The organism is Serratia sp. Res13-Sevr-LER1-36-b (assembly GCF_015673035.1).
Classification (GTDB): domain Bacteria; phylum Pseudomonadota; class Gammaproteobacteria; order Enterobacterales; family Enterobacteriaceae; genus Chania; species Chania fonticola_C.
Genome location: NZ_JADACK010000014.1, coordinates 1 through 22,796 on the forward strand (window position 1 = coordinate 1; position 22,796 = coordinate 22,796).

Annotated in this window: 18 protein-coding genes and 1 riboswitch; of the genes, 4 read left to right on the forward strand and 14 right to left on the reverse strand. The window is 55.0% G+C overall.

The window, feature by feature from the left end; all coding sequences use genetic code 11:
- Positions 1-180 precede the first annotated feature (180 nt).
- The 7 genes from IMQ33_RS08775 to fabB all read right to left on the reverse strand — a co-directional run bounded on the left by IMQ33_RS08775 (position 181) and on the right by fabB (position 9,785).
- Complete coding sequence (locus IMQ33_RS08775; protein ID WP_196061804.1) at positions 181-3,324, reverse strand: efflux RND transporter permease subunit; 3,144 nt, start codon at positions 3,322-3,324, stop codon at positions 181-183.
- Positions 3,321-4,763, reverse strand: a complete 1,443-nt coding sequence (locus tag IMQ33_RS08780; RefSeq protein WP_196061805.1) for an efflux RND transporter periplasmic adaptor subunit — start codon at positions 4,761-4,763, stop codon at positions 3,321-3,323. Before IMQ33_RS08780 ends, IMQ33_RS08775 begins: the two co-directional genes overlap by 4 nt.
- Positions 4,760-6,019, reverse strand: a complete 1,260-nt coding sequence (locus tag IMQ33_RS08785; RefSeq protein ID WP_065683054.1) for a TolC family protein — start codon at positions 6,017-6,019, stop codon at positions 4,760-4,762. The genes IMQ33_RS08780 and IMQ33_RS08785 overlap by 4 nt, the downstream gene beginning before the upstream one ends.
- Before the next feature lie 10 nt (positions 6,020-6,029).
- A complete protein-coding gene (locus IMQ33_RS08790; protein WP_065683053.1) occupies positions 6,030-6,350 on the reverse strand; it encodes a copper-binding protein in 321 nt (106 codons plus the stop codon).
- A 70-nt stretch (positions 6,351-6,420) separates the two neighbouring features.
- On the reverse strand, positions 6,421-6,849 hold the full coding sequence (locus IMQ33_RS08795; RefSeq protein ID WP_065683052.1) for a hypothetical protein: 429 nt from the start codon (positions 6,847-6,849) through the stop codon (positions 6,421-6,423).
- A gap of 191 nt (positions 6,850-7,040) precedes the next feature.
- Positions 7,041-8,051 (reverse strand): magnesium transporter, encoded by a 1,011-nt coding sequence (locus tag IMQ33_RS08800; protein WP_065683051.1) that lies wholly within the window; start codon positions 8,049-8,051, stop codon positions 7,041-7,043.
- Between the two features lie 59 nt (positions 8,052-8,110).
- Positions 8,111-8,281, reverse strand: a riboswitch (M-box (ykoK) riboswitch).
- Positions 8,282-8,570: 289 nt separating this feature from the next.
- Positions 8,571-9,785, reverse strand: coding sequence for a beta-ketoacyl-ACP synthase I (gene fabB / locus IMQ33_RS08805; RefSeq protein WP_021806051.1), 1,215 nt, complete (start codon positions 9,783-9,785; stop codon positions 8,571-8,573).
- 170 nt (positions 9,786-9,955) lie between these two features.
- On the opposite strand from fabB, the gene mnmC reads away from it, so the two are divergent.
- On the forward strand, positions 9,956-11,977 hold the full coding sequence (gene mnmC / locus IMQ33_RS08810) for a bifunctional tRNA (5-methylaminomethyl-2-thiouridine)(34)-methyltransferase MnmD/FAD-dependent 5-carboxymethylaminomethyl-2-thiouridine(34) oxidoreductase MnmC (RefSeq protein WP_196061806.1): 2,022 nt from the start codon (positions 9,956-9,958) through the stop codon (positions 11,975-11,977).
- A 42-nt stretch (positions 11,978-12,019) separates the two neighbouring features.
- Here mnmC and IMQ33_RS08815 read toward each other — a convergent pair whose 3' ends face one another.
- From IMQ33_RS08815 to prmB, 6 genes are all read right to left on the reverse strand, one after another.
- The gene (locus tag IMQ33_RS08815; protein ID WP_024529153.1) at positions 12,020-12,301 is read right to left on the reverse strand and encodes a YfcL family protein; all 282 of its coding nucleotides are present in this window, start codon (positions 12,299-12,301) and stop codon (positions 12,020-12,022) included.
- A 32-nt stretch (positions 12,302-12,333) separates the two neighbouring features.
- Positions 12,334-12,879, reverse strand: coding sequence for an elongation factor P hydroxylase (locus tag IMQ33_RS08820; RefSeq protein ID WP_024529154.1), 546 nt, complete (start codon positions 12,877-12,879; stop codon positions 12,334-12,336).
- Between the two features lie 75 nt (positions 12,880-12,954).
- Positions 12,955-13,755 carry a sulfite exporter TauE/SafE family protein gene (locus IMQ33_RS08825; RefSeq protein WP_065683047.1) on the reverse strand — a complete coding sequence of 267 codons (801 nt, stop codon included), beginning with the start codon at positions 13,753-13,755 and terminating at the stop codon, positions 12,955-12,957.
- A gap of 103 nt (positions 13,756-13,858) precedes the next feature.
- Positions 13,859-14,686: a penicillin-insensitive murein endopeptidase gene (mepA, locus tag IMQ33_RS08830; protein WP_021806056.1), complete on the reverse strand. Its 828-nt coding sequence runs from the start codon at positions 14,684-14,686 to the stop codon at positions 13,859-13,861.
- A 9-nt stretch (positions 14,687-14,695) separates the two neighbouring features.
- Positions 14,696-15,781 carry a chorismate synthase gene (gene aroC / locus IMQ33_RS08835; RefSeq protein ID WP_021806057.1) on the reverse strand — a complete coding sequence of 362 codons (1,086 nt, stop codon included), beginning with the start codon at positions 15,779-15,781 and terminating at the stop codon, positions 14,696-14,698.
- 84 nt (positions 15,782-15,865) lie between these two features.
- A complete protein-coding gene (gene prmB, locus IMQ33_RS08840) occupies positions 15,866-16,798 on the reverse strand; it encodes a 50S ribosomal protein L3 N(5)-glutamine methyltransferase (protein ID WP_024529156.1) in 933 nt (310 codons plus the stop codon).
- Between the two features lie 182 nt (positions 16,799-16,980).
- Between prmB and smrB the strand changes: the two genes are divergently transcribed.
- From smrB to IMQ33_RS08855, 3 genes are all read left to right on the forward strand, one after another.
- Positions 16,981-17,511, forward strand: a complete 531-nt coding sequence (gene smrB / locus IMQ33_RS08845; RefSeq protein WP_021806058.1) for an endonuclease SmrB — start codon at positions 16,981-16,983, stop codon at positions 17,509-17,511.
- Between the two features lie 452 nt (positions 17,512-17,963).
- Entirely contained in the window at positions 17,964-20,066 is a 2,103-nt protein-coding gene (locus IMQ33_RS08850) for a filamentous hemagglutinin N-terminal domain-containing protein (protein ID WP_196061807.1), read from the forward strand.
- A gap of 171 nt (positions 20,067-20,237) precedes the next feature.
- The gene (locus IMQ33_RS08855; RefSeq protein ID WP_196061808.1) at positions 20,238-21,899 is read left to right on the forward strand and encodes a ShlB/FhaC/HecB family hemolysin secretion/activation protein; all 1,662 of its coding nucleotides are present in this window, start codon (positions 20,238-20,240) and stop codon (positions 21,897-21,899) included.
- A 56-nt stretch (positions 21,900-21,955) separates the two neighbouring features.
- On the opposite strand, the gene sixA is transcribed toward IMQ33_RS08855, so the two are convergent.
- Positions 21,956-22,438 carry a phosphohistidine phosphatase SixA gene (gene sixA, locus IMQ33_RS08860; RefSeq protein ID WP_065683044.1) on the reverse strand — a complete coding sequence of 161 codons (483 nt, stop codon included), beginning with the start codon at positions 22,436-22,438 and terminating at the stop codon, positions 21,956-21,958.
- Positions 22,439-22,796 lie beyond the last annotated feature (358 nt).

Here is a 22,796-nt window from a genome sequence, read left to right on the forward strand (position 1 = left end):
CACAGGGAGAGGGGACCGATCGAGTTCGCTGATTTTTCTGTGTAATATGTGTGAGTCCAGTAAAAGTTGATATCCCATTCCCTCTCTTCTTACATTCCGCTTCCCGAAGTTGCACGAAACCAACCAACCACTCCGGTCAGCTCCCTCTCCCTGTGGGAGAGGGTTGGGGTGAGGGGCCGACTACTCTGCCTCAGCACCGGGTTTTTCATCCTTGCGGTGCAGCAGCGAATACACCGCCGGGATCACCAACATCGATAACAATGGCGCACTCACCATACCGCCAATCATCGGTGCGGCAATCCGCTGCATCACCTCTGAGCCAGCACCGCCGCCCCACATAATCGGCAGTAAACCGGCCATAATGGTCGCCACCGTCATCACCTTCGGCCTGACGCGCAACACCGCCCCTTCGCTAATCGCCGCCATCAGTTGCTGATGACTCAACGGCTGACCGGGCTGACGATGTTTCGCCAACGCCTGATTAAGGTACAGCACCATAATCACACCAAACTCCGCCGCCACCCCGGCCAGGGCAATAAAACCTACCGCCCCCGCTACCGACAGGTTGTAATCGAGCAGATACAGCAGCCAGACCCCACCTATCAGCGCAAACGGCAGCGTCGCCATGATCAGCAGCGCATCGCTCACGCTGTTGAAGGTGACAAACAGCAGCACGAAGATGATCGCCAGCGTTACCGGCAGCACAATCTTCAACTGGGCGCTGGCGCGTTCCAGATACTCAAACTGCCCGGACCAACTGAGGGAAACCCCGGCAGGCAGCTTCACCTGCTGCGCCACCACCTGTTGCATCTCTTCCACCGCCGATTTCAAATCGCGCCCGCGCAGATCGACATAGATCCAATCCGAAAGCCGGGCGTTCTCGCTTTTCAGCATCGGTGGCCCTTCGGTGATGCGAATATCCGCCAGTTCTGCCAAAGGTACTTGCCCACCCGTCGCCGTCACCACCGGCAATTCACGCAGCTTTTGCAGCGAATCACGGATCTCCCTTGGATAACGGACGTTGATCGGATAACGCGCGCGTCCTTCAATGGTTTCAGCGATGTTTTCCCCACCCACCAACGTAGAGACCACCGATTGCAGCTCTTTCACCGAAACGCCGTAACGTGCCGCACGCTGGCGATCGATATCGATATCCACATAGCGCCCTCCAGCCAGGCGCTCCGCCAGCGCGGAAGTCACACCTGGAACCTGCTTCACCACCTGCTCAATCTGGCTGGCCGCCTGCTCAATATCGGCAATATTGCTGCCGTTGACCTTGATACCTACCGGGCTTTTGATGCCGGTCGCCAGCATATCCAGACGGTTACGGATCGGCGGCACCCAGACGTTGGCAATGCCGGGCACCTTGACCACGCTGTCCAGTTCGGCCACCAGCTTGTCCATCGTCATGCCGTGCCGCCACTGGTCGCGGGGCTTAAAGCGAATGGTGGTTTCCAACATGGTTAGCGGAGCCGGATCGGTTGCCGTCTCCGCCCGCCCGGCCTTGCCAAAGACCGTGTCCACTTCCGGCACGGTTTTGATCAACCTGTCGGTCAATTGCAGCAGCCGTGCCGCCTCACGGGCCGATATCCCCGGCAGGGTCGAAGGCATATACAGCAGATCCCCTTCGTCCAATGGTGGCATAAACTCGCTGCCCAGGCGGCTGAGTGGGAATAAGGTCAGCACCAACAGCAGAGCGGAAATCCCCAGGGTGGTTTTAGGCCGCGCCAGTACCGCCGCCAGCAACGGCTGATACATGCGGATCAAGGCGCGATTGATCGGATTGGCATGTTCGTCCGGAATGCGGCCCCGGATAAAATAGCCCATCAGCACCGGTACCAGCGTGATGCCCAATCCGGCGGATACCGCCATTGCATAGGTTTTGGTGAACGCCAATGGCGCAAACATCCGCCCTTCCTGCGCCTGTAGCGAAAACACCGGAATAAACGACAGGGTGATGATCAACAGACTACAGAACAGCGCCGGGCCAACCTCCACCGCCGCCTGCTCTGAGATGTGCCAGTAATCTTTTGAGGTGGGCTGCTGGCCGGGATGACGTTGCCGCCACTGCTCCAGCACTTTGTGCATGTTTTCGATCATCACAATCGCCGCATCCACCATCGCGCCGATGGCAATGGCGATCCCCCCCAGCGACATGATGTTGGCATTAACGCCCTGGTAATGCATCACCACAAAGGCACCCAGGATCCCCAGCGGCAGAGTCACCATCGCCACCAGTGCCGAACGGAAGTGGGACAGGAATAAAGCGCACACCACCGCGACCACCAGGAACTCTTCCAACAGCTTGAATGACAGCGTATCGATCGCGTTTTCGATCAGTTGCGATCGATCATAAACCGGCACGATCTCCACGCCCGGCGGCAGGGTGTGCTGAAGCTGTTGCAGCTTGGCCTTCAGCGCATTAATGGTTTCCAGCGCATTCTTACCATAGCGCATCACCACAATACCGCCCGCCACTTCACCTTCACCGTTGAGTTCTGCCACGCCACGGCGGATTTCCGGCCCCTCACGTAATTCTGCGACCTGTGACAACAGGATCGGCACACCGTCGCGGGCAGTGATCACCACGTTATTAAAGTCGGCCAGTTTTTTCAGGTAGCCGGAGGTGCGTACCATATACTCAGCCTCCCCCATCTCCAGCAGCGCACCGCCGCCTTCCTGGTTGGCATCCTGAATGGCGCTCACCACCTGCTGATGGGTAATATTCAGCGCCCGCATACTTTGCGGATTTAATATCACCTGATATTGCCGCACCATGCCGCCAACGCTGGCCACTTCCGCGACGTTAGGCACGGTTTTCAGTTCGAACTTGAGCGTCCAGTCCTGCAAGGCACGCAGATCTGCCAGGCTGTGTTTACCGGTACGATCGACCAGCGCATACTCATAAACCCAGCCAACGCCGGTAGCATCCGGCCCCAGCGCCACTTTGACCTGCGGCGGCAGCGAGGACTGCACCTGGCTGAGTGACTCCAACACCCGCGAACGCGCCCAGTAAGGATCGGTACCGTCTTCAAACAGAATGTAGACGTAGGCGTCGCCGAACATCGAGAAGCCCCGCACCGTGCTGGCTCCTGGCACCGTCAGCATGGTGGTGGTCAGCGGGTAGGTCACCTGATCTTCAATCACCTGCGGCGCTTTGCCCGGATAGGTCGCCCGGACGATCACCTGCACGTCAGAGAGATCGGGCAGCGCATCCAGCGGTGCCTTCTGCAACGCCCATACGCCCCACCCGGCCAGTAATATCGAAGCCAGTAATACCAACAGGCGATTGCGTATCGACCAGCGGATCACGGAGGCGATCATTGGTGGCCTCCTTGCGGCATGATCTGGCTAATGTGCGAGCCGTTTTCATCCACGCTAAAGTGGAACATCACCTTGCTGCCGATACCAATCCCGGTGGGTAAGCCACCCGCAGGCAGGGTGAAATCCATGGTCATCGCGGGCCATTGCAACTCTGCGACCGGATCGTGCGACAGCGTGACGGTATCATTATCCACCGCCTCTACCACACCTAGCGTCTGATACTGTTTTACCCCCTCCTGCGCGGCCATCTGTGGCAAGGCGCTGCGCATGCTGGCTTCGGAATCAATCAGGAACTGGCCCGAGGTGACCACCTGTTGCCCGGCTTGCAGACCCTGTTTAATTTCTACCCAGCCGTCCTGTGCCAGGCCGGCGACCACGTCAACCGGAGCAAAGTGGCCGTTCCCTTCCGCCACCAGCACCCGGTTGCGATCGCCACTGCCGATCAAGGCCTCCTGCGGGATAGCCAGCACTGGCTTGGCCCCGGCGTTTTGGGCCAGTTGCACCTGCAAATACATGCCCGGTTTCAGGCGCTGTTGGGGATTTTTCAGCACGATACGCGCTTTAAAGGTACGGGTAAGCGGATCGACGTTAGGCAGCAGCTCGCTAACCTCCCCGGTAAAGCGTTCACCCGGCCAACTGGCGGAACTGGCTGCCACTGCATCGCCAACCTGTAACAGCCCGGCCTGCGCCTGCGGGTAATCAATCACCATCCACACCGGATCGAGACTGGCCAGCTCAAACAGTCCCTGCGTCGCGGTGACCTGCATCCCTTCCCGTGCGTCCAGCTTGTTGATAAACCCGCTCTCCGGGGCGGTAATGGTAATGCGGGTCTGAGGTTGGCCACTGCGTTCAACCTGGCGAATGATGGCTTCAGGCATAAACTGCAATGCCAGACGCTGGCGGGCGGCAGAGGTCAGTGCGCTATCGCCCAGTTTGCGGATCGCCAGGTATTCCTGCTGTGCAGCACTCCAATCCGGGATCCATAGCTGTGCTAACGCTTGCCCTTTTTTTACCTGCTGCTGGCTGGCACGCACATAGAGTTTGTCTATCAGCCCGTTGGCCCGGGCGGCAATGACCTGAACGCCGCGCTCATCGGTGGCAACGCTGCCATAGGCATCAAGCTGCAAATTCAATTCACGCAGTTGTGCTGCCGTTGTACGGACGCCCAGATTCTGCTGCTGGCGGGCGCTGATAGTGACACCACCATCATCCTGCTGCTCATCGGCATAGCGTGGCACCAGTTCCATATCCATAAACGGCGATTTGCCCGGCTTATCAAAACGCTGGCCTGGCACCATCGGATCGTACCAATACAGCACCTGCCGTTCGGCACCGCCGCTGGCGGGTTGCGCCGCGGTTTTTTCCCCGGCAAGCCAATAGCCGCCCATAGCACCGCCCAATAGGGCGACTAACAGCGTCAGGCTAAAACGCATTTTCATGACTTTGCCTCCTGCACGGTGAGATAACGGATGGCGGCCCACAGCTGAGCCAATTCACGCGCGGCCTTACCGGCGCTAAGGCGGCTGTCGAGCAAGGCCCGGCGCGCCTCCAACACCGAGGAGAGATCGCTTTTGCCACTGCGGTATTGCGCCAGTTGCAGTGCCACACGCTGTTGCTGCAGCGGGATCGCCTGCTGTTGCTGACGCTGCCATTGCGCCTGCGCGGCCTGATACTGCGCCAGCAGGGTATCCAGCTGGGCCTGATGATCGCGGATCAATAATGTCAGTTGGTCGTTGGCTTCCATCGAGCGGGAAACGTCAGCGGCATAGTCCTTATCCTGACGCTGTGAGCGGAACAGGGGCAGATCGACGGTAAACATCACACCCGCCATATCCTCATAGCCATCGGCCCGTTTGCCATACGACACCTCTATCCCAACGTCCGGAATGGCGGCCACCTCGGACTGTGCCGATCGCGCCTTGGCCACATCGGCCTCACGGCTCGCCTGCACTACCTCTGGATGCTGTTTGATCGCTTGTCGTAACAGGTTGCTCTCGGCGGGCAGGCGCTCGAAGCGTGGCAACGGGCCACCGATCCCCTCAACCTGCTGCCCGGTCAACTGGGTCAAGCGCGCCTGGGCGATGGTGACGTCACGCTGCGCCTCACTAAGCCGATCCTGCATCGCCAACAGCGTCAAACGAGCATCGATAACGTTAGCGGCTGGCGAACTGCCACTGGCTACTCCGGCATGTTGCGCGGCGATCTGACGCTCACTCTCCTTGAGCAAGGCCGTAGCATCCTTCAGCGTCTGCTGGCTCAACGCCAACTCCAACCAGGCTTGTGCCGTCTGCTGCTGCAAGCGGGCGCGGATCGTCGCACTGCTGGCTTCGGTTTTATTGGCCTCGGCCCGAAGGGTGTCCGCCTTACGTTGGCGTTTGGTGCTGCTGACATAATCCTGCATGATGCCAACCCGCTCCATGGTCATCCCGTCACGGGTCAAGCGCCGGGCGCTACTGCCTTGTACCGGCACGTTTTCAATGCCGAATTTCAGCTTGGGATCGGGCAGTTCCATCGCCGAATCCGCCATGTTTTGCAACGCATTCACCTGATGCTGATTGGCCGAAAGCTCGGCGGAATAGCGCTCCGCCGCCGCCAACGATTGCTCCAACGTCAGGCCGGTTGCCTGCGCACTCGCCGTCCAACAGGCGAGCAGCAGCCAGCCCACCCGCAATGGGTGAGAAAGTAGTCTGGACATGGTGCCCCCGTTAGTCTTGGCTGGCGCTGATGGCGGTCAGCTGATAGCCGCCGTCAACCTGACGGAAGCTGAACTCCACCGCAGTCCCGGCAACCAAGGCAGGCAACGGCGGCTGGGGCTGAAGGAAATTCATGGTCATCGGCGGCCAGTTCAAGGCAGGGATGGCAGGATGGGCGAGCGACACTTTCTGCTCACCCCAGGCCTTAACGGTCCCTTTAGAGTGATAGACGGCGGCGTCTTGGCTGGCATGTTGGTGATGTTGCATCTCCGCGGCGGAGACAAATGAAGAGAACATCAGAGAGATGAAAACGGCAGTGATCAGATTACGCATAACGATAGCTCCATAACATAGACAAAAACAACTCAGGTCGCCGTGCTGGACGGCAAAGCGGTTGGTTTGGCTATTCACGGAAGCGGCAGAAGACGATCTCTGCCGGTGGGCCTGCTATCGGAGGGGTTTGCCAATCGAGGCGTAAGAACTGTGCCTGAGGCTGAGGAGCGGCAACCAACAGCTCACTGCTGGCAGGTATTACTGCCGCCAGGGCAAGATTACCGTGGTCTTGCTGGGCCGAATCTGGAACGCAGTGCTTTTCACACACCGGCCCTTCGGCCTGCATCATCTCATTTGCTAGCGGATCGGCGGCCTGCATATGCATCGTATGCTGCGCGGCTGGCGCAACGGTGGTGAGTTGCAGGTCACAGTGATGGCTGGCGATCGCCAGTTGGCTGTTGAGCAGGAGCCAGCAGACGGCCAATAGCCATGCTGCGGCCCGCTTCTTGGCGAAGCGCAACCGATGCATAGATATTGAGATGGACGCCAAAGCCGACATGCAAAAATTCCAGATGAAGAAACTGCGCTGAGTATATCGGCAGAAAACTGCCGCAGGAACGGAATTTACACCCGCTGACAAAGCCGACTCGGAACAATCCTGCAAACTGGAAATGCTTTGATTTCAGTCAACTACACATCTTAAAAATCCCGCTAATCATAGCAAAAAACCGGCTTTCGCCGGTTTGCATATTAATTTAGCCCCAAGGTCCACTGGGCTATTTTGAAGTAGATGATCAAGCCGGTGCCGTCTATCAGCGTGGTGATAAACGGGGCGGAGACTACGGCAGGATCCACACCGAAGCGTTTCAGTGCCATTGGGATCACGGAAGAGACAATCGCGGCCCACAGCGTAATACAAACCAGGGTCAAGCTCACGATGAGCGTAATCTCATAGCCGATCCCCATCATCCAACCACGGAACGCGCCAGCACAGGCCAACGTTAACGCGATCATGATCGAGGTCGTCATTTCCTTGCGTAGCACGCGCCCCACATCGCGCATGCGGACCTCTCCCAAGGCCATGGCCCGCACAATGGTGGAGGTGATTTGCGTGCCGCTGTTACCACCTGTACCCACCAATAGTGGGATAAAGAAGGCCAGGGCAATCGCCGCTTCCAATGACTCTTCAAAATGCTGAATAACCGTGCTGGTATAAGCCTCGGCGACGAACAGCAGCAGCAGCCACACACTACGTTTTTTCCACAGTTCGAAGGAGGTCATTTCAAGGTAAGGCTTATCCAGCGGCAGGCTTGCCCCTTGCATATGGGCATCCTCGGTGTTTTCATCCTCGATAATCTGGGCTATTTCGCGCTCGGTTAAGCAGCCAACTAAACGGCCATTATCGACCACCGCCACAATATCTAAATTATTATTGTCCACCAGTTTAGCGATATGTTCACGTTCGTCCGTGGGTTTTACATGGAAGAAGGTGGTCTCCATCATATCCTTGATACGCTCGCCATTATGTTCTTCCTGCAATAAGCGTTTAACAGAAAGTACACCCACCAGTTTGGTGCCGTCTTCAATAAAGATTTGTGCGGGAATATCGTCGTTGGACAGTTGATTAACGAATATTTTCCTGGCTTCGCCAACGTAAAGATCTTGATGCAGAACAAAGACTTTTTTGTTCATATAACGCGCGATGGCGTCGTCTTCAAAGTTGGCGTTTTGGTAAAGGTCTTGCAATACAACATGTGACATTCTAGATACTCCCGATTGAAAGATGGAGTCTCATAGAGGCGACAAGACAGGACAGCGAAAGCCGATCCCCACGTCTTGGGTTTAGCACTATACAACGTATCCCCAGGGGGAAGTTACCTTAGCAATGCCTTGATTCGGCTAATGCTTGTTTTACCCTTGGTGGCCTCTCTCGATGCCATTAGAGCGGTAACTTGTGTTCGTATAGGAGCCTCGCCATAACGAGATCGTAAAGCTAGATAAAGCGTGGGCATTATGACTGGTTTGGTTATTCGTATCGGGAAAAGGGGTATTTTGTTGAGGTGTTATTTATTATTCGGGCCAAAAAATAACCGGATTAATTTATTATCCTTTCAGGCCACGGCTAAATTAAACGAAAAACCACCCGCTGTTTAAGTTATCTGCTGTCATTTTTTTGATCTGCGAAATCTTAATTCGTACTGATGTAGGGTATAGCTTTTAAAACGCAAAAAAAATCGGGCACCTATTACGGTGCCCGATTGATAATATGATGCTCTGCGCTTACTTCTGCAGTTTACGCATTACCAGCGTGGCGTTGGTGCCGCCGAAACCGAAGCTGTTGGACATGACCGTGGTCAGCTCACGCTTGGTTGGCTCTGTCACGATGTTCATGCCAGCCGCCTTCTCATCGAGGTTATCGATGTTAATGCTTGGCGCAATGAAGCCGTGCTCGACCATCAGCAGGCTATAAATCGCTTCCTGCACGCCCGCCGCACCCAGTGAGTGGCCGGTCATGGCTTTGGTTGAAGAAATAGCCGGGGTGTTATCGCCAAAGACTTCACGGATCGCGCCCAGTTCTTTCACGTCGCCGACCGGCGTAGAGGTGCCGTGTACGTTCATGTAGTCGATTGGGGTGTCTACGCCCTGCATTGCCATCTTCATGCAACGCACCGCGCCTTCACCCGATGGAGCCACCATGTCGGCACCGTCTGAAGTGGCACCGTAACCGATGATTTCCGCATAGATATGTGCGCCGCGAGCCAGAGCATGCTCCAACTCCTCAACCACGACCATGCCGCCGCCGCCTGCGATAACGAAACCGTCACGCGCTGCATCATAGGTACGGGAAGCTTTTTCTGGCGTGTCGTTATAGCTGGTAGACAGCGCGCCCATGGCGTCGAATTCGCAGGCCATTTCCCAGCACAGCTCTTCACCACCGCCAGCAAAGACGACGTCTTGTTTACCCAGTTGGATCAGCTCAACGGCGTGGCCGATACAGTGTGCTGAAGTTGCGCAGGCAGAGCTGATGGAGTAGTTCACGCCGCGAATTTTGAATGGGGTAGCCAGGCAGGCAGAAACGCCTGATGCCATCGCCTTGGTCACCATGTATGGGCCAACGCCACGCAGGCCTTTGGCGCGCATACCGTCAGAACCCGCCACCTGGTTACGTGGAGAACCACCACCGGAACCGACCACCAGACCGGTGCGATCGTTGGAAACCTGATCGGCTGCCAGGCCGGAATCTTGAATCGCTTGTTCCATGGAGAGATAGGCGTAAACCGACGCGTCGCTCATAAAGCGCATCACTTTACGGTCAATCAGACCGGTAGTGTCGAGTTTAACATCACCCCATACGTGACTACGCATGCCGGAATCTTTCAGCTCCTGAGAGAAGGTGATCCCAGAGCGGCCTTCCTGCAGACTTGCCAGGACCTCCTGCTGGTTGTTACCAATGCTGGAGACGATTCCCAGGCCAGTAATCACTGCACGTTTCATTCAAGTACCTCTTCCACAATTTACATTCGGGATTTTGCATCGCACTTTAGCGTACAGATGTACGCCGAACAAGTCCGATCAGAATAATTTTGCATTATCTTTACCCAGTTTGCACCTCGGGGCTACCCCCGTTAAAATCGCTTTATCCCTTGAATTACGAGCAACCTACCGTGAGCAATGCCCCCATCCAAACCGCAGCGTTAAGCTGGAATGAACAAGGTACACCTGTTTCGAAACAGTTTGATGACGTCTATTTTTCCAACCAGGATGGGCTGGAGGAAACCCGCTACGTCTTTCTGGGGGGCAACCGGTTGCCACAACGCTTCAGCGATCACCCACGCTCATTGTTTATTGTGGCAGAAACCGGCTTCGGTACCGGGCTGAATTTTCTGACTCTGTGGCAGGCCTTTGCCCGTTTTCGGCAGGAGACACCGGCGGCGAGTTTGCAGCGCCTGCATTTTATCAGCTTTGAGAAATACCCGCTGCAGTTGGAGGATCTGGCGGCAGCCCATGCCCAATGGCCAGAACTGGCCCCCTTTGCCGATGAACTTCGCGCCCAGTGGCCTTTGCCGCTGCCAGGGTGCCACCGCCTGCTGCTTGCCGAAGGGCAGATCACGCTCGATTTATGGTTCGGTGACGTCAATACCCTGTTGCCACACTTTGACGCCAGCATGAACGATCAAATTGACGCCTGGTTCCTGGATGGCTTTGCGCCGTCCAAAAACCCCGATATGTGGAGCGAACCGCTGTTTGCCACCATGGCGCGTTTTGCCCGCCCAGGCGGCAGCTTTGCCACCTTCACTGCCGCAGGGTTTGTCCGCCGTGGATTGCAGCAGGCCGGGTTTGAGGTCAGCAAATGCAAAGGCTTTGGCCAGAAACGCGAGATGCTCACCGGCCAGCTCCCCGCCGACACCCCGGCAAGCGTCAATCCAAGCCCGTGGTTCCTGCGCCCGGCAGCGGAGAATACCGACGATGTCGCCATTATTGGCGGCGGCGTAGCCAGTGCGCTCTCCGCATTGGCCTTATTGCGCCGTGGGGCCAGGGTTACCTTGTATTGCGCCGATACACAGCCCGCAGAGGGAGCATCCGGCAATCGCCAGGGGGCGCTGTACCCATTGCTGAATGGCCGGGGCGATGCGTTGGAAAACTTCTTCTCCGCCGCCTTCCCCTTTGCCCGCCGCCAGTATGACGCCCTGCTGCAACAGCAGGTTGAGTTCGATCACCAATGGTGTGGCGTCAGCCAATTGGCCTATGACGAGAAAAGCGCGGGGAAGATCGCCAAGATCCTGGCCGTTGCCTGGCCGCATACTCTGGCACAACAGGCCGATCGCGCTACGCTTAGCGCCCTGTGTGGGATCGATACGGGGTTTGGTGGCATTCACTATTCGCTCGGGGGCTGGCTGTGCCCTGCTGACCTGACGCGTGCCGCGATTGCCCTGGCCGAACGGCAGGGATTGGTTTGCCACTATCTGCATACGCTTTCCGATCTGAACCGCAATGATGAGGGTTGGCAGCTGCATTTTGCTGAGGGTGAAACTCACCAACATGCGACGGTGATCCTGGCTAACGGGCACCAACTCACCACTCTGGCACCTAGCGCCGCACTACCGGCATATGCGGTGCGCGGCCAGGTCTCACATATTCCCACTACGCCAATCTTAAGTGAGTTAAAGCAGGTACTGTGTTACGACGGTTATCTGACGCCGGTGAATCCTGACAATCAGCAGCACTGCATTGGTGCCAGCTACCAGCGCGGTGAATCAAACACTGAATATAGCCAGGCAGAGCAAGAAGAGAACCGCGATCGCCTGCTGCGCTGTCTGCCAGAACAGAACTGGACGCAAGAGGTGGATATCAGTGGCCAGCAAGCACGCTGTGGCGTACGCAGCGCTACGCGAGACCATATGCCGATGGTCGGTGCCGTGCCAGACTATCAAACCACTCTGGCGCTGTATGGCGATTTACAGCTGCAACGCCAGCGCGGTGAAGCAATTGCCGATGCGCCAATGTATCCGGGGTTGTTTATGATCGGAGCCTTGGGCTCACGCGGCCTGTGCTCGGCGCCGTTGGCCGCGGAGATTTTAGCGGCTCAGCTGTTTGGCGAACCCTTACCGGGGGATAGCGAGATGTTGGCAGCGTTAAACCCAAACCGCATGTGGGTCAGGAAGCTACTGAAGGGACGCGAGGTATAGTTCATTTGAGGGGCCAGCGTAATGCTGTCCCCTTTAAAGCAATTACTCAGTCGGCAACGCTGTCTGATACAGGTTTTCCCACATGCCCAGCACCAGTATCTGATCCGGCGGGGAAAGCTCCCCGGCCTTGATGGCCTTGTCCAGGCTGCTCTGCACCCGCACCTTGAGCTGCTCGGCGCTGTGTTCGGCATGTTCTTCCGATTCCGCCACCGCCAAAGTCAGATGACCGCGCAGGTAGCCACCGGCAAACAGTTCATCATCGCTGGCGTGCTCTACCATGTCATCAATCAGCGCCAGAATGCGCGCTTCAAATTCTGCGATCATCAAATTTCCTCGTTAACAAACAGACTCTGGCCTCAGAGATCTTCCGGGTAGGGAAAATGCTCGGCCGCCAGCGGAGGCGTATTGTAAAACGATTGCAGCGCCTGAATAAAGCGCGCAGGTCGTGTGGGTATTCCCCGTTCCAGCAATTCCAGCACTCGGGTACGGACTTTACGCTGAAAACCGATGCGATCCGGCTCGCAATCTCCACTGAGATTGTCGCAGCTGACGTTGAACGGGAAACCGGCCGCCACGCAGAACATCCACTCCAGCGCCTGCGGATTAATCTCGACCGCCTCGAATTCACTCTGCGTCTGGGCATCGCGCCCATCCGGGCAATACCAGTAACCGAAGTCCACCAGCTTGCGGCGTTCTGCTCCGGCGATGCACCAATGGGAAATTTCATGCATGCCGCTGGCATAGTAGCCGTGTGCAAAGACGATGCGATTATAAGGCAGCTCATCATCGGCAGGCAGATAGATAGGCTCATCGTCGCCTTTGACCAGGCGGGTATTGAACTCATCGCTAAAACACTGATTAAAGATTTCAATCAGTTGCGGATACTGGTGTGTGTTTGGCATAAAAAACTCAAATAACCACAAAATTAAGGAGGCCATTATAGCCGATATCTCTCAGCTTGCCGCCCCTTTGAAATGTTAAAAATGCAACGCCAACCACTGCTGGATTTCCGCACCGTGATTGTCGTACAGCAGTTTGCAGCTCATGATCAGAGACACTATCACGATCATCGGCCGGATCAGCTTCTGGCCCTTGGTCAGCACCATGTGCGCCCCAAGACGGGCTCCGAACACCTGCCCTACCAGCATCACCAGACCAATGCTCCAGATCACTTGCCCGCCGATAATAAACAGCACCAGGCTGCCCAGATTGGAGGTGAAGTTCAGCACCTTGGCATGGGCGGTCGCCTTGGCCAGGTTAAAACCGCACAGCGTCACATAGGCCAAAGCATAGAACGAACCGGCTCCTGGCCCGAAGAAACCGTCGTAGAACCCTACGCAGCCCCCAGCTACCAGGCCAAAGGGTAACGCCCCCAGCCGACGCTGGCGATCGTTTTCCCCCAGCCGTGGCGTCAGCAAGAAATAGACGCCGATACCGATCACCAACAGCGGCAGCATCTGGCGCAGTATATCGGCACGCATGTGCTGCACCAGGATCGCGCCGATCACTGAGCCCACCAACGTCAGGAAGATGGTCAGCTTCTGGGTATTAAGATCGACAGCCCGACGGCGGACAAAGTACAGGCTGGCGGAAAACGATCCCCCAACCGACTGCAATTTATTGGTCGCCAGTGCCTGCGTTGGCGGTACGCCAACGGCCAGCAGAGCCGGTACGGTCAACAGCCCACCACCACCGGCGATCGAATCGATAAACCCGGCGAACATTGCTACCAAAAACAGAATCCCGAGCAATTCGGGACCTAATACCAGCCCATCCATAAGTCGTCTGCCTGCAAAAGTGGAGCCACTTTGTTTGCCGCACACACTACGCCTTAAAACCCAAAAAATAAACGCCCCATTCGAGGCGTTTTTTTCCAGGCTATCAGCGGTTGGCGAAGTGGCTATCCAGCAACGCCTGACAGGTTGGCGGCAGCGGTGGTGGCTCCTTCTTGACCGGATTGGCATTCGGCTGATGCGGTTTGAACCAGCTGGCCAACTCGGCACCACAGCCATCGCCCACCGGCGGCGCATCCTGATCCAGACACTCCAGGCTACCCGCCGGGCAACGCAAGCGTACGTGCATATGCGCACGATGCCCAAACCAAGGCCGAACCTTATGCAACCAACCGCGATCGGCACCGGCATCCTGGCAAAGACGCTGTTTAATCGCCGGGTTAACGAAGATCCGCGTCACTTCGCTGTCCTGCGCCGCCATCTTGATCAAGGATTCGATTTGCGGCTGCCACTGGCGATCCACTACTTGCTTACCGTCGCCAGAGACCAGATCGATCGGCTGCGGTTTCAACAGTTGCTGAGCGCTCCAACGTTGGCGCGGCAACTGCAACCAGATATCCACGTCCAAACCGGATTGGTGGCTGGCATGGCCGCTGCTGAAGCGCCCACCGGCCGGCATTGCCATATCGCCGATCAACACCGTGCCCAGTGCTTTCTGGTTGGCCTGGCTGCTCAGGCGCTGAATAAACGCCAGCAGGTCAGGATGGCCGAAGTAGCGCCGCTGGTCGGTACGCATCACCTGATAATCCGGTGAGTTAAGCGGCAACGGATGCGCCCCGATGATACAACCATTGGCGAAACCGCCAACGGCCTGTGCAGTACCACTGACCGGGTGGTCAATCTTTTGCCATGGCGTTAACGCCAAGGCAGAGCTGGAAGCGATCAACGCAGCGAAGCCCAGCAGCCATTTTTTCATCGTAGTCCCTTACCAGCGTGGTACGTCGGAAATCACATCACCGTTTTGCGCACGCTGGCGCAGCAGATGATCCATCAGCACGATCGCCATCATCGCTTCGGCGATCGGCACCGCACGGATCCCGACGCACGGATCGTGGCGGCCACGGGTGACCATTTCCACCGCTTCACCCTGACGGTTGATCGTACGGCCCGGCACCATGATGCTGGAGGTCGGCTTCAGCGCCAGATGGGCAATCACCGGCTGACCGCTGCTGATACCACCAAGAATGCCGCCAGCGTGGTTGCTCTGGAAACCTTCAGGGGTGATTTCATCGCGGTTTTCGCTGCCACGCTTGGTGACCACGGCAAAACCGTCGCCAATTTCCACGCCTTTGACCGCATTGATGCTCATCAGCGCATGCGCCAAGTCGGCATCCAGACGATCGAACACCGGCTCGCCCAGCCCTACCGGGACGTTTTCCGCCACCACGGTCACTTTGGCACCGATGGAGTCACCCTCTTTTTTCAGCGCGCGCATCAGTTCGTCCAGGGCTTCAAGCTTGTCCGGATCCGGGCAGAAGAACGGGTTCTGCTCAACCTGATCCCAATCTTTCAGCTCGCAGCTCACATCGCCAATCTGCGCCAGATAGCCGCGCACCTGTACACCAAACTTCTGCGCCAGATATTTTTTGGCGATGGCACCGGCGGCAACGCGCATCGCGGTTTCACGCGCCGAAGAACGGCCACCGCCGCGATAATCACGCACGCCGTACTTCTGTTCGTAGGTGTAATCGGCATGGCCAGGGCGGAACACATCTTTGATCGCGCCGTAGTCTTGCGAGCGCTGATCGGTGTTTTCGATCATCAGGCCGATGCTGGTGCCAGTGGTGACGCCTTCAAAAACCCCGGAGAGGATACGCACCTGATCCGGCTCGCGGCGCTGGGTGGTATAGCGCGAAGTGCCAGGGCGGCGACGATCGAGATCGTGCTGCAAATCAGCTTCTGTCAGCGGAATACCTGGCGGCACACCGTCTACGATACATCCCAGCGCCACACCGTGAGATTCACCAAATGTGGTGACGCGGAAAAACTGCCCAATACTGTTCCCTGCCATCACGGCTCCTTACCGTTGGTTGTCATCCCGTTCGCGTGCAAACGGGGCATACAGGCCCGCACTATGGCGAGCCCAGGTTGTTGGTTAGCTGCGGTAGAGGCTGAAATGATCTTTGCAGTCAATCAGCTGCTGTTTCGTCAGCATGAAGACGCCGTCCCCGCCGTTATCAAACTCCAGCCAGGTGAACGGAATATCCGGATATTGTTCCATCAGATGTACCATGCTGTTGCCCACTTCACAAATCAGCACGCCGTCATCGCTCAGGAAGTCTGGCGCACAGGCCAGAATGCGGCGCACCAGTTTCAGGCCGTCGCTGCCAGCAGCCAGGCCCAGTTCCGGCTCAAAGCGGAACTCTTGCGGCAGATCGGACATATCTTCCGCATCGACATACGGCGGGTTGGTGACGATCAGATCGTATTGGATCGCAGGGACGTCACGGAACAGATCGGAGCGGATCGGGATCACCTGATGTTCCACGCCGTGCGCCTGAATATTACGCTCGGTCACGGCCAGCACGTCGGTAGAGATATCTACCGCATCCACTTCCGCTTCCGGGAAGGCATAGCCACAGGCGATAGCGATACAGCCACTGCCGGTGCACATATCCAGGATATGGCGTGGCGGATGGGGGATCAGCGCGCTGAAACGATCGTTGATCAGCTCACCAATCGGTGAACGCGGTACCAGCACGCGCTCATCGACATAGAACTCCAGGTCGCAGAACCAGGCTTTATTGGTCAGGTAAGCAACCGGGATGCGCTCGTTGACACGACGGATCACTCGCTCAACGATGCGGTGACGCTCGCTGGAGGTCAAACGCGCAGTGCGCATATCTTCAGGAATATCCAACGGCAGGAACAGGCTGGGCAAGACCAATTGCACGGCTTCGTCCCACGGGTTATCGGTTCCGTGGCCATAGTAGATATTGGCGGCGTTGAAACGGCTTACGGCCCAGCGCAGCATATCCTGAATGGTGTGCAGTTCATTCACTGCTTCTTCGACGAAAATTTTGTCCAATTTGCCCTCCGGCAGGCACGATGATTCATGATTTAGCCCCGTAGTTTGCCATGAAGCCTGCGACAAATCAGCAGCAATAGCAGCGTAGCAGCATTCTGGTTGGCATTCAGTGCCAGTTTTGCGTCGACAGAAACCTTCGAGCAGGTAAACTAGCGCGATAAATGATAGGCGACGAGCGAATAATGAAGAATAAGCCCCCTCTGAGCAAAGATGAATTATTGCTCTTTAGAGAGTCGGTAGCTGGAGCAAAGAAGCTGCCGCAGGACACCATCGTCCACCCAAAACCTAAAATGAAAACCAAGCAGATCGCGCCGCAGCGCCTGTTGCAAGAGCAGGTGGATGCCAGCTTTTACTTTTCCGATGAGTTTCAGCCGCAGTTGGAAGATGAAGGCCCAACGCGCTATGTACGTCCCGGCTATAGCCACTATGAGTTGAAGAAACTGCGCCGCGGGGATTACGTGCCGGATCTGTTCCTGGATTTGCATGGCCTGACACAGATGCAGGCCAAGCAGGAACTCGGGGCGATGATCGCCGCCTGCAAGCGTGAGCACGTGCATTGTGCCTGCGTGATGCACGGCCACGGCAAACACATCCTCAAGCAGCAAACGCCGCTTTGGTTGGCGCAACATCCGGACGTGCTGGCGTTCCACCAGGCCCCCAAAGAATGGGGGGGTAACGCAGCAATACTGCTGTTGATCGAACTAGCAGAATAGCGATATAAAATGGCACTTAGCGGTGCCAAATAATCCGCAGTGACGGTTCCAAGCAGGGGGCCATGAGTTGAGAACGATCTTGACGAAATAGCCCCTACCCATCCTGGCAAAAACTTAAGCTCTCTCCCCAATACCATACCCCCTTAAATACACCAAACGCTTTTAATCTTTAATTTCAAATAAAACATTTGTTTTAAATATACTTAAAACAAAAATCATTGATGTGATTTAAAATTCACGAGAAAGATCCTGTATTAACGCCAAAAAGTAGACAGGGAAAATATTGTCAGTAGAATGCGCATTTTGTTAAACGCAGATAAAGCGTATACATTGTCATCCGCAGTTAATAGCTACTACGAATAGCCACATGGCAAATATAGCAACTTGAGCTAATAAAATAATAGCATATACCTCCTGCACAACTGGGGGATGTTCCTTCATGGTTGACAGAAATGAAGTCGGTTGCAAAACCTTTTTCCACCAGTTCGGCTACCCATATTGATAGCCTTTGCATTTCAAATATTATAGGAAATAATATTATGACCCTAAAAAACAAACAGAAACCGTTTTTTGCCAAACTTTCGCCAATTTGTTTCTTTAGCCTGCTGGCCTTACAAGGAGTAACCGTTGCCCAAGCCGCTATCGTTTCCGCCCCAGGTGGCCCATCGCTCGGTGCCAGCTCCATCAAGGGCGGTACGGTTATCGACATTAATAAGCCCGGCAGAGGGGGCGTATCTCACAATATCTATAACCAGTTTGACGTAGACCATGGTGGAGTGGTGCTAAATAACAGCGCACAAAATTCAACGACCCAGGTGGCGGGTGCCATTAACGGCAACAAGAATTTAGCCAACGGTGCCGCCAACGTTATCCTCAATGAAGTCAACTCCGCTAAAGCCAGCCAACTCAACGGTCTGATTGAGGTCGCAGGCCAGAATGCACAGGTTATTATTGCCAACCCATCGGGGATTACCTGCAACGGCTGCGGTTTTATCAACGCCAATCGTGCGACCTTGACCACGGGCAAGGCCTCGGTGGCTAATGGCCGCGTCCTCGATTACGTTGTCAACAAAGGTAAAATTACCCTTACTGGCGATGGCTTGCAGAGCTCCAGCGCCAACTATACCGATCTAATCGCCCACACCGTTGCCATTAACGCCGACGTGCAGGCCCAGGATCTACGGGTCACTTATGGCCAAAACCGCGTTAATGTCGACAACACCAAAGCCACCCTGCTCTCTGCTGCTCGTCAGTCTGGCATAGGCCTTGACGTTTCCAACCTGGGCGGCATGTACGCCAACAAAATTACGCTGATCGGTACCGGGAATGGCGTGGGCGTGAACAACGCTGGCACCCTCGCCGCTTCCGTTGGCGATGTGGCCATGAACATGAATGGTTCACTCACCAATAAGGGGACTATTTCAGCCCAAAAGGATATCAGGGTGGTATTAACCCCTAGTAACAACAATACATACGTAATAAACAGCCCAGGTGGTTATCTTGAAGCTGGCAATGATATTGACATCAAAAGCTCTTACGTGAGAAACATCAAGGGGACCATGGTGGCCGATGGCAATATCAACATCGACAGTTCCGCAGCCTTATCTTCAAATGTAGGGGTCGATAATGATAATGGTGAACTCAGCGCTGGAAAGGGTATCACGATTAACACCAAAGGAGCCTCAATCAAGAACAGCAGCGGTATCATCAGTGCCGTGGACGATGTCACCCTGGACGCCAAGTATGGTGTGAATAACTACGTGGGTAGAATTGTATCAGATGTTGGTGGCGTGACTGTTAATACCGCTAACACTCTCTTCAACGACAGAGGGATTATTGAGGCCAACTGCTGCGTAACTCTGAATGCCTACAAGATAAGCAGTCAATATGGCCTCATCCAAACCAAGGATGACGTTGTTATCAACGTATCCTCCGAGCTGAATAACACCCAGGGTGAAATTCTGGCAGAAGGCAACATCGCTATAAAAGCGTCAGAGATTAAAAATAACTCAGGTAAAATCATGGCTCAGGAAGGCTTGAATATCGAAGCCGCCCGGCTGGTTAATAGTGCTTATCACAATCCAACCCAAGAATACGGCATATTCAGCGGTGGTGACATGAGCCTAAACTTGAGCTCATCACTCAATAATGAGTATGGTGTCATCGCTTCTCAGGGTGATATCACCATTACCCCTAACTATCTCATAGCCAATAAGCATGGGCATATTGGGAGCGATAAAAACATCACGCTGACTGCGGCCAGCATTGGCAATCACAATGGCAATATGATTGCTGGCGAAAATCTGGTGGTTAATGCCTCACGTTTAGATAACGGCTCATCGGCCAGCACCGCTGGAAACATTGAGGCCGGTGATACTTTAGAGATCAACATGAAGCGCGGCCCACTTTCCGGTGGTCAGCAGGTCGATGGCAGCTTCTATAATCAAGGGACCTTGGCTGGCAAAAACAAGATAAAGATCGATACGGACGGGAAATTCGGCAATTACGGCAAAATGATTTCGGACAACACTGTAGAAATCCATACCAAGTACTAATCCAGAGCCAATACTGAGGCGATAAATACCCCTATCACGTCTATTAGCCTCGCGAGATAGGTAATAACAAGCTGATAGCCATGTTATCAATGGCTATCAGCTGTTTTTCACTCCTGCCTATCTTCACACTGCACCCGATTAAAGAAAAATCATATTAATAAGGAAGTTAACATGCGTTTTCGCTCTCCCAATGCTTGGCTATTGCTTATTCTCACTCCACTGGTTCAGGCAGCGGAAAATGGCCAATTTATTGAGCAGCAAATGAGCCACCAGCAGGAACAGGAAAAAGCACGCTATAACCAATTGGAAACCGTAGGAAAAGACGTTCGCTCCGCTGGTAACGCTGGACTAAGCACCCACATTGACTTTCCCGAAGAACAACCCTGCTTCACCATTCAACGGGTTGAACTGAATAAGGACGACAAGATCCCTCATTGGATACCCTTGCGCAAACTGACAGAACAGGCACAAGGCCGCTGCTTGGGGATCCTGGGGGTGAAAACACTCGCGACTGCCCTACAAAATGACCTGATTGGACATGGCTATATCACTACCAGGGTAATGATCCCACAGCAAAATTTGACGCAAGGGCTTCTCACTCTGGATATCCTGCCCGGCACCATTGGCAACGTCAGGCTAACCGATGACAGCGATAAGTACGTCAACTTGCACACCACATTTCCTGGCAGCCAAGGGGATCTGCTGGATCTGCGTGCGATTGAGCAGGGGTTGGAAAACATGCAGCGCATTCCTGATGTTGTTGCCAACATTTCACTCCACCCAGGCAATAAGGCGGGTGAATCCGACCTGGAAATAACGCGTGAACAACCCTCATTCTGGCGTTTGGGCGGTTGGCTGGATGACTCAGGCAGTAAACAAACCGGCCGCTATCAAAGCGGCCTGGCTTTATATATTGATAACCCGACCTCGATGAACGATCTGTTCTACGTTTCTGCCGGTCGTGATTTGCAGTTCCAATCGAGCCGTCATTCTAATAATGGCTCGTTGTACTACTCGGTGCCCTATGGCTTCTGGTCATTGGACTTATATGCTGGCCGCAGCGAATATGTACAAAATATCCATGGCATCTATACCGATTTTTCCTACCGCGGCAAGTATCGCAACCTTAGCTTAAAAGTTAATCGCCTGTTGTATCGTAACGCGAGCCAAAAAAACACGCTCAGCTTTCAAGTCCTCAAGCGTAACTCGCATTTTTATCTGAACGATACGGAGCTGCAGTTACAACAGCGTAATATGGCCAACTGGAGCATTGAGTTCAATCACCGCCACTATGTCGGCCAGTCCATTGTCGATGCCATGTTGAGCTATCAGCGTGATACCACCTGGTTTGGTGCCGAAAGACCGGTGGACAGCGCTCCGTCAAGCCGTATCGTCAACCTGGATATCAGCACCTATACGCCATTTACCGTGCAAGATCTCTCAATGAGTTATCAATCCCGCTTTCGCCAGCAATACAGTCCGGATCGCCTGACCACTCAGGATCAATTCAGTATCGGTAACCGCTGGACCGTACGTGGTTTTGACGGTGAAATGAATATGATGGCCAACAAGGGCTACTCCCTGCGCAATGACCTAAACCTGAATCTGCCAAAACTGGGGCAGCAATTATACCTGGGTATGGATTATGGCCGGGTGAAAGGAGACGGTAGTCACGACTTTGCCGATGGCCACCTGCTTGGTAGCGTTGCCGGTGTTCGAGGGAAGGTAAAAGCGGTCGGTTATGACGCCTTCGTAGGGGTGCCGCTCTCCAAGCCTGATAATTTCACCACCAGCCCGGTCAACCTCGGCTTTACGTTACAGTGGCAATTTTGAAGACGTTAATGACAAAGGGCGATGTTTATCATCGCCCTTTGATGGTGAGAACAAGCTCAGACCTTGGCCATCACCTGTGACGGGCTGACCTGCCATTCAAACTTGCCGACGCTGCCATCCTCGGACAGCTCGACATTAGCAATGGCGGAGGTCGCAAACATTGGCGGGCATTCTCCAGGGCACAGCTCGGCCACCAGATAACCCACCAGCGGTAGATGGGAAACCACTAACACCGCACCGATGCCCTCTTTTGCCAGCGCCTGTAAATAACAGCTCACCAGCCCAGCGTCGCCCCCAGGAGTCAGCTCCGGCAGCACTTCTTCACCTTCCGGCAGCGTTAACGCTTCGCGTACCGTTTCCAGCGTCTGCTCGGCCCGCAAATAGGGGCTGACCAGCACTCGTTCAATATCCACAGACTTGGTATTCAACCAGGCCGCCATCTGACGTGACTCATCACGGCCACAAACGGTAAGAGGCCTTACCGAATCGCTGGCTGCATCGAGTGCCGCCTCTCCGTGACGCATAATCAAAACTTGCATATTGCACCGCTGTTGTTGACAAAATAACGCTATACAGAAACGCCGAGCGTGCTGTATCGCCGAGTTGCACTCAAGAACACAGGCCTGCTTCAAACGATAACGCGCCGTCTCTCTATGGCGGCCGGGCATTTTGCCTGAAAGTTCGCGTAAAGAAAACGCTGTTTTTTACAACATTTGCGCCCTTACACAAATTCATCGCTGACATAACAACCAATTCAACGGGTTAAATTTTAACCTTGTTGCTATGAAATTTTGGTAGCGCTGAGTGAGCTACCCACCAAAACGCTACGTTACCCCTCCCCAATCTCCCTGTACAGCTTCCGGGATTGCCCTAATTGCAAGGAGTGATGGCGATCAC